This window comes from Kitasatospora sp. NPDC059812, assembly GCF_042732075.1.
Lineage (GTDB): Bacteria > Actinomycetota > Actinomycetes > Streptomycetales > Streptomycetaceae > Kitasatospora.
Genome location: NZ_JBHWIO010000117.1, coordinates 16,702 through 24,671, shown reverse-complemented (window position 1 = coordinate 24,671; position 7,970 = coordinate 16,702). Strand labels below are relative to the sequence as shown.

General features: G+C 75.0%; 6 protein-coding genes. 4 read left to right on the top strand and 2 right to left on the bottom strand.

The window, feature by feature from the left end; all coding sequences use genetic code 11:
• The first annotated feature begins 148 nt into the window (after positions 1-148).
• Together ACFV6D_RS35600 and ACFV6D_RS35595 are read left to right on the top strand one after the other, a co-directional pair.
• The gene (locus ACFV6D_RS35600; RefSeq protein WP_380562891.1) at positions 149-1,336 is read left to right on the top strand and encodes an alpha/beta hydrolase; all 1,188 of its coding nucleotides are present in this window, start codon (positions 149-151) and stop codon (positions 1,334-1,336) included.
• Between the two features lie 167 nt (positions 1,337-1,503).
• The gene (locus ACFV6D_RS35595) at positions 1,504-2,862 is read left to right on the top strand and encodes an ABC transporter ATP-binding protein (protein WP_380562889.1); all 1,359 of its coding nucleotides are present in this window, start codon (positions 1,504-1,506) and stop codon (positions 2,860-2,862) included.
• Positions 2,863-2,933: 71 nt separating this feature from the next.
• On the opposite strand, the gene ACFV6D_RS35590 is transcribed toward ACFV6D_RS35595, so the two are convergent.
• Together ACFV6D_RS35590 and kdpB are read right to left on the bottom strand one after the other, a co-directional pair.
• A complete protein-coding gene (locus ACFV6D_RS35590; protein ID WP_063346559.1) occupies positions 2,934-3,422 on the bottom strand; it encodes a universal stress protein in 489 nt (162 codons plus the stop codon).
• Positions 3,423-3,605: 183 nt separating this feature from the next.
• On the bottom strand, positions 3,606-5,828 hold the full coding sequence (gene kdpB, locus ACFV6D_RS35585; protein WP_380340510.1) for a potassium-transporting ATPase subunit KdpB: 2,223 nt from the start codon (positions 5,826-5,828) through the stop codon (positions 3,606-3,608).
• A gap of 382 nt (positions 5,829-6,210) precedes the next feature.
• On the opposite strand from kdpB, the gene ACFV6D_RS35580 reads away from it, so the two are divergent.
• Positions 6,211-6,414, top strand: a complete 204-nt coding sequence (locus ACFV6D_RS35580; protein WP_363376633.1) for a hypothetical protein — start codon at positions 6,211-6,213, stop codon at positions 6,412-6,414.
• Positions 6,415-6,464: 50 nt separating this feature from the next.
• Positions 6,465-7,856 carry a diaminopimelate decarboxylase gene (lysA, locus tag ACFV6D_RS35575; RefSeq protein ID WP_079135423.1) on the top strand — a complete coding sequence of 464 codons (1,392 nt, stop codon included), beginning with the start codon at positions 6,465-6,467 and terminating at the stop codon, positions 7,854-7,856.
• The last annotated feature ends 114 nt before the right edge of the window (positions 7,857-7,970 follow it).

Here is a 7,970-nt window from a genome sequence, read left to right as displayed (position 1 = left end):
GGCAACACGCGTGGTGTGTGCGTTTGGGGGGGTGGTTTTTTTTTTTCCGCCACCTCGCCGACCTGGTCGCGCAGGAACGGCGGGAGTGACGTTCGGTCCCGACCTGGCTACCCTGGGTCGCGCTGTCGGACGCGCCCAGGGAGGCCGGATGGGACTCACCAGTCACAAGCTGCTGGCGCTGGCGGCACTGCTTGCCGTGTTCACGGTGCTCGGCACGCTCTGGGTCTGGCCCCGGCTGGCCGTCCGCAGCTGGCCCGCGGTGTTCCTGCGGCTCGGCACGATCGCCGTCACCCAGTTCACCCTGCTGGCCACCCTCGGGCTCGCCGTCAACGACGACTTCGTGTTCTACAGCAGCTGGTCCGACCTGTTCGGACGCGACCGCGGGACGGGCGTCATCCAGGCGGGCGGCTCGTCCGGAAGCCCGACCGGAAGCCCGTCCGTCGTTCCGACCGGCACCCCCAGCGGCACCCCGGCCGAAGTGCCCGCCGGGGTGCAGGTGCTCGGCACCGCCGAGATCACCGGCGCGGACGGGGTCGACCGCAGCCCGGCCACCATCGGGCGGCTCGACCGGGTCCGGCTGCCCGGCACCACCACCGGGCTCAGCACCGACGGGTACGTCTACCTGCCGCCGCAGTACTTCCGGCCCGGCGCCGAGGCCCGGCACTTCCCGGCCGCCCTGGTGATGACCGGCTTCCCGGGGGACGCCGCCAACCTGGTCACCAAGCTGCGCTACCCGGCGTACGAACTCGACCTGCTGCGCCGGGGGGCGATGAAGCCGACCGTCCTGGTGCTGGTGCGCCCCTCGCCGTCGATGCCGCGCGACAGCGAGTGCGAGGACGTCCCGAACGGCCCGCAGGCCCAGAGCTACTTCACCACCGACGTGCCGGCCGGCCTGCGCGCCTCCTACCGGGTGCTCGACGGCACCGGCAGCCTCGGCGTGATCGGCGACTCCACCGGGGGCTACTGCGCCGTCAAACTCGGCATGGTCCACCCGGAGACCTTCCCGGTGGCGGTCTCGCTGTCCGGCTACTTCAAGGCCGCCGAGGACGCGACCACCGGCGACCTCTTCGGCGGCAGCCAGCAGCGGCGCGACGAGGCCGACCTGAACTGGCGCCTCGCCCACCTGCCGATGCCCGCCCTCGCCGTCCTCCTCGCCGACAGCAAGGAGGACGGCCACGGCTACGCCGACTCCGTGGCCTTCGCCGCGGCCGCCCGCCCGCCGCTGGTGGTCGCCCAGGCCGTCGTGGAGACCGGCGGGCACAACTTCACCACCTGGACCAGGCTGCTCCCGCCGTCGCTGACCTGGCTGAGCGACCATCTGCACGACCCGCAGTGACGCCGGCCGCGCGCCGGCGGCCCCCTGGTGCCGACGGCCGGACGGCGGCCGAGAACGTCGGCGGGGTGGTCACTCCTGAGCCATTGTGTGGCAGGAGGGTTGTCTGGGGGCTCAACTTCAGGGTAGGCAAACCTAAGTGATTTCGGTTCGGGGGGAGGACGCGCGGAATGACTGTGACCGAGAACCCGACCGCCCGGGTCGACCGGCTCGCCATCGCCCTCGCGGACGGCACCCCGCTGCTCGCCCCGGTCAGCCTCGACCTGCACCCCGGGCGCGTGCACGCCGTCACCGGCCCCTCCGGCGCGGGCAAGACCACCCTGCTGCACGCCCTCGCCGGCGCCCTGCCCCCGGGCGCCCGGGCCACCGGGCTGGTCACCGTCCTCGGCCAGGACGTCCTCGCCCTCGCCCCCGAACCACTGCGCCGGTTGCGCCGCCACCGGCTCGCCCTCCTCGGCGCCCTCTCCGGCGGCCGGCAGCGTCGCGTCGCCCTCGCCCGGGCCCTCGCCCGCCGCCCCGACCTGCTGCTCCTCGACGAACCCGGCGCCGGCCTCGACCCCGCGCTGCGGGACGAGATCGCCGACCTGCTGCGCGAACTCGCCCGCCGGCACGGCATCGCCGTCGCGCTCGCCAGCCACGACGCCGCCTTCGTCGCCCGCTGCGCCGACGAGGTGCTCGTCCTCACCCCGGCCCGGCCCGGGGCGGGCGGCGGCGCCATCCGGGCCGGCGCCGTCCGGGCCGGGGCGAGCCGCACGTCCGGACCGGTCGCGGCGCGCACCGCCGTCGGGCTGGCCGCGCTCGGCGTCGAAGCCCACGTCGGGTACGGGCGCGGGCGGCGCCGGATCCTCACCGGGGTCGACCTGCACCTCGCGCCCGGCAGCTGCACCGGCATCGTCGGCCCCTCCGGCGCGGGCAAGACCACCCTCGCCCGGGTCCTCGCCGGGCTCCACCCGCCCACCGGCGGCACCCTCACCCTGGACGGCGCCCCGCTGGCCGGCTCGCACCACGCCCGCACCCGCGAGCAGCGCCGCCGCGTCCAACTCGTCCCGCAGAACCCGCTCGGCGCGCTCAACCCGGCCCGGACCGTCGGCGCCACCCTCACCCGGCCGCTGCGGCTGCACCACACCACCCCGCACGAGCAGTGCCCCGGCCGGGTCGCCGAACTGCTGGCCGCCGTCGGCCTCCCCGCCGACCTGGCCGCCCGGCACCCGCACGAGCTGTCCGACGGCCAGCGTCAACGCGTCGCCATCGCCCGGGCGTTGGCGGCCGAACCGGACGTCCTGCTGTGCGACGAGGTGACCTCCGGGCTGGACACCGACACGGCCGCGGGCATCATGACCCTGCTGGGCCGGCTGCGCGCCGAGCGCGGGGTGGCGCTGGCACTCATCGGCCACGACCTGTCGCTGGTGCGTGAACACGCGGACGCGGTGGTGCAGTTGGGGGCGTCGCCGGGTCGGGCCTTGACCAGGGGCCCTGGTCCGGCGCGCCCGGGCACGATGGCGCCCGCCGGCTCGGCGTGGGTGAGGTGACGCGTCGAGCCGGCGGGCGGGTTCGGGGGAGTTGCTGTCAGGGCCTGTCCGGCGAGATCCGCGGGACGGGACTAGGCACGCCCGAGCAGCGGGAGCGGTGCCCCGGTGCGGGCGGGGAGTTCGAGTCGGGTCAGCAGCGCGGAGGGCGACACCTCGACCACCCGGCAGCCCGCGCGGTGGCGGCAGTGCCGGGCCACCGAGCCGTGCCGCAGCCGGTCGAACCGGCGGCGGGTGGCGGCGCCGAGGACCAGCAGGTCCTCCGGCCCGGTGACGGCGCCGACCAGGGCCGGCCCGGGCTCGGCCTTGACCACCAGCGGGTGGATGACCAGGCCGGCCGGGTAGCCGCCGTAGGCCTGCTCGAAGGCGATGTCCAGCCGCCGCCGGGCGGCGTGCTCCAGTTCGGACAGCGGGCGCAGGCCGTCGCGTTCGCCCGCGTTCCATGCGGCCACCGGCACCAGCACGGCCTCGCTGCGGGCCGCCTCGCCGACGGCGTGGTAGAGGGCGGCCAGACTGCTCAGTGATCCGCTCAGGCCGACGATCACTCGGGTGGTCCCGGTCATGGCCGTTCGCCTCCGTTTCTCCGGTCGGGTGTTCCCGGTTCCGTACTCCTTGGTTCGGATGATTCCAGTGAACCCCGGAACCGGGCCGTCCGTACCGCCGCTGATGGCTCCATGACGCCGGTCGCACACTTCTTGACGTCCTTCTGACAGCTCCGGCGTGCGGCGCGCGGTGCGCCGTGCGCCTCAGCCGAGGCCCGGCACGAACTGGATCAGCAGGTCGATCGCCTTGATGCCGAGGAACGGCAGGATCAGCCCGCCCAGCCCGTACACCCGCAGGTTGCGGCGGAGCAGGTCGGTGGCGGAGGCGGGCTGGTAGCGGACGCCGCGCAGGGCCAGCGGGATCAGCGCGACGATGATCAGCGCGTTGAAGATGATCGCGGAGGCGATCGCCGAGGTCGGACTGTGCAGTTCCATGATGTTGAGGTGGTGCAGCCCGGGGTAGGCGTTCGCGAACATCGCGGGGATGATCGCGAAGAACTTGGCCACGTCGTTGGTGATCGAGAAGGTGGTCAACGCGCCACGGGTGATGAGGAGTTGCTTGCCGACCCGGATGATGTCGATCAGCTTCGCCGGGTTGGAGTCGAGGTCGACCATGTTGCCGGCCTCCTTGGCGGCCGGGGTGCCGGAGTTCATCGCGACCCCGACGTCGGCCTGGGCGAGGGCGGGGGCGTCGTTGGTGCCGTCGCCGGTCATCGCGACCATGTTCCCGGCGGCCTGCTCGCGGCGCAGGTGGGCGAGCTTGTCCTCGGGGGTGGCCTCGGCGAGGAAGTCGTCCACCCCGGCCTCGGCGGCGATGGCGCGGGCGGTGAGCGGGTTGTCGCCGGTGACCATGACGGTGCGGATGCCCATCCTGCGCAGCTCGGCGAAGCGCTCGGCGATGCCCTCCTTCACCACGTCCTTGAGTTCGACCACGCCCAGCGCGCGGGCGCCGTGCCGGTCGTGGACGGCGACCAGCAGCGGGGTGCCGCCGGCCTCGGCGATCCGGTCCACCAGCGGCTTGGCCTCCATCGGCATCCGCCCGCCGGACTCCACCACCCAGCGGGCGACGGCGCCGGCGGCGCCCTTGCGGATCAGGCAGTTCGTCCCGTCGGGCCAGGTCAGGTCGACGCCGCTCATCCGGCTGTGCGCGGTGAACGGGACGGGCCGCTGCTCGCCGAGTTCGCCGGGGGCGCGGGGCGGCACCCAGTACTGACGGTTCGTCAGTTCGACGAGTGAGCGCCCCTCCGGGGTCTCGTCCGCGACGGAGGCCAACTGGGCGGCCTCGGCGAGCTGTTCGGTGCTCGCGCCGGGCAGCGGGTGCAGTGCGACGGCCCGGCGGTTGCCGTGGGTGATGGTGCCGGTCTTGTCGAGCAGCAGCACGTCGACGTCCCCGGCGGCCTCGACGGCCCGACCGGACAGGGCGACGACGTTGCGCTGGACCAGCCGGTCCATCCCGGCGATGCCGATCGCGGACAGCAGCGCGCCGATGGTGGTCGGGATGAGCGCGACCATCAGGGCGACCAGCACCACGGTGGTCTGCGGCGCGTGCGCGTAGATCGCCATCGGCTGGAGCGAGACCACCGAGAGCAGGAAGACGATGGTGAGCGAGGCGAGCAGGATGTTGAGCGCGATCTCGTTCGGGGTCTTCTGCCGGTTGGCGCCCTCCACCAGGGCGATCATGCGGTCGACGAAGCTCTGCCCGGGCCGGGAGGTGACCCGGACGACCAGGTGGTCGGAGAGCACCCTGGTGCCGCCGGTGACGCCGGTGCGGTCGCCGCCGGACTCGCGGATCACCGGCGCGGACTCCCCGGTGATCGCCGACTCGTCGACGGAGGCGACCCCCTCGACCACCTCGCCGTCCTGCGGCACGACCTCGCCGGCCGGCACCAGCACCACGTCGTGCAGCATCAACTGCTCGGCGGGGATCACCTCGTGGCGGTGGTCGCGGGTGCCGACCCGCCAGTGCAGCAGCCGCCGGGCGGTCGTCCCGGCCTGGGTGCGGCGCAGCGACTCGGCCTGCGCCTTGCCCCGGCTCTCGGCGACGGCCTCGGCGAGGTTGGCGAACAGCACGGTCAGCCAGAGCCAGAAGCCGATCACCCAGGCGAACACGCTCGGGTGGATCACCGCGCTGAGCGTGGTGAGCGCGGAGCCGGTCTCCACCACGAGCATCACCGGGTTGCGCATCATGGTGCGCGGGTGGAGCTTGCGGACGGCGGCCGGCAGGGCCTCGGTGAGCTGGCGGCGGGTGATGAGCCGGCGGCGGCCGCCGTCCGGGCCGGTCGGCCGGTGGCTCGGGTGGTGCTGCGGTTGGTGCGGCCGGTCGTCCGGTCGGTCGTGCGGGGGTTGCTCGCGGACGCCCTCCGGGCGGCGGAACCAGTCGGTTCGGGGCGTGGTGGTGTCCGGGGGAGTGAGGGCCGAACGGCGCATCGTCTCGGAAGACCTTCCGGGCCGCCCCGGGCTGCGGGGCAACGGGGCGGCGGGCTCGGTGGCGGCGGGGACGGCGGCCAGCCCACCACCGGATCCGCGCCCGCCACGCGCCTCTTGACGCGGGCTTGGCGTGTGGGCGGCCGTCCTTGACGGCTCCCTGACATCCGGACCGGGTGGGCGTTCGGTGGCCCGCATGGACGTTCGAAGGAGCGTGCGGCCGTACGGGTGACGGTCGTGGCGGCGGATGTCAGGAAGGCGTCAAGGACGCCCGGCGGAGCGTAGGCCACGCGTCAAGGCCCGGTGCGATCGGCGTCCGGTGGGCATCCACTGGAACCGAGGGCCGCACACAGCGGCCCGCCCGCCCGAGCCCGAGGAGCCTCCCGTGAGCAGCACGATCGCCACCGCCGTCGACCAGTCGCCGCGCCGCCTGGTCCGCCTGGTGCCCGCCGGTGTCCGGCAGGACCGACAGGAGCGGCATGAGCTTCAGGACAGCCCCGAGCCGCCCGAACCGGCGCCCGCGACCACGGTCGGCCACGACCGCGGCCGCCCGGCGCACTGCCGGATCGCGATGCAGTTCGAGGACTGACCCCGCCCACCGCGTGCCGCAACCCCGCCCCGCCCCGTAGGAGTACCGCCATGACGCAGCTGACCGCCCCGTCCGTCCCCTCCACCGTCCCCGCCCCCTCCACCGGCACCTCCACCGCCCGCCCCGACGCCCCGGCCGTCGACGCGCTCGGCGGCCCCTGGCCGGCCTCGGCGCGGCCCGGCCCCGGCGGCGACGTGCTGGTCGGCGGGGTGGGGCTGGCGGAGGCGGCCGAGCGCTTCGGCACCCCGCTGTACGTCCTGGACGAGGCCGAGGTGCGCAACCGCGCCCGGGCCTACCGGCGGGCGCTGCCGCACGCCGAGGTGCTGTACGCCGCCAAGGCGTTCCTGTGCAGCGCGATGGCCGACTGGGTGGCCGAGGAGGGCCTGGGCCTGGACGTCTGCTCCTCCGGCGAGCTGTGGCTGGCCGCCTCGGCAGGCTTCCCGGCGCAGCGGATCCTGCTGCACGGCAACGCCAAGTCCCCGGAGGAACTGCGGCTGGCACGGCGGCTGCGGGTCGGGCGGATCGTGATCGACGGCCCGGCGGAGATCGCCCGGCTCGCCGCCCTGGTGGCCGCCGACACCCCGCAGCGGGTACTCGTCCGGGTCGTCCCGGGGATCGCCGCCGGGCACCACACGGCGGTTCAAACGGGGGTGGGCGGGCAGAAGTTCGGCTTCCCGATCGAGGGCGGCGACGCGGCCGACGCGATCGCCCGGGTGCTCGACCAGCCCGGGCTCGAACTGGCCGGCCTGCACTGCCACCTGGGCTCGCAGATCACCGAGGTCGAGCCCTACCTCCAGGCGGTGGACGCGCTGGTGCGGCTGCTCGCGGAGATCCGGAAGCAGCACGGCGTGGAACTGCCCGAACTGGACCTCGGCGGCGGCCACGGCATCCGCTACCTGCCGGGGGACGCCGAGTTCGACGTCGCCGACTTCGCCGTCCGGGTGACCGACCGGCTGGCGGTGCGCTGCGCCGAGGCGGGCCTGGAGGTGCCGCGGCTGATCGTCGAGCCCGGCCGTGCGCTGGCCGGCCCGGCCGCCGTCGCCGTGTACCGGGTGCTGTCGGTGAAGCACACCGCGGACGGCCACTGCTTCGCCGCCGTGGACGGCGGGATGAGCGACAACCCGCGCCCGGCGCTGTACGGATCGCCGTACAGCGTCCGCCTGGTGGGCCGCCGCTCGGAGGCGGGCGCGGCCCGGGTGGACGTGGTCGGCCGGCACTGCGAGGCCGGCGACGTCCTGGTCCGCGACGCCGTCCTGCCCGCCGACCTGCGCGCGGGGGACCTGCTGGCCGTCCCGGCGGCCGGGGCGTACCAGCTGTCGATGGCCTCCGGCTACAACCTGGTCGGCCGCCCGGCGGTGGCCGCCGTCAAGGACGGCCGGGCCCGCCTGCTGATCCGCCGGGAGACGGTCGAGGACTTCCGCCTCCGCGAGGTCGGCCGGTAGCCGAACGCCGTCGCGGGGGGGGGCGGGGCGGGCGGCGCGCGCGCGGGGCGGCCGCCGCGGGTCGGGGGGCAGCGGGCAGCAATAGTTCTGCTAATCGGGTCACTTGCCCCCGTC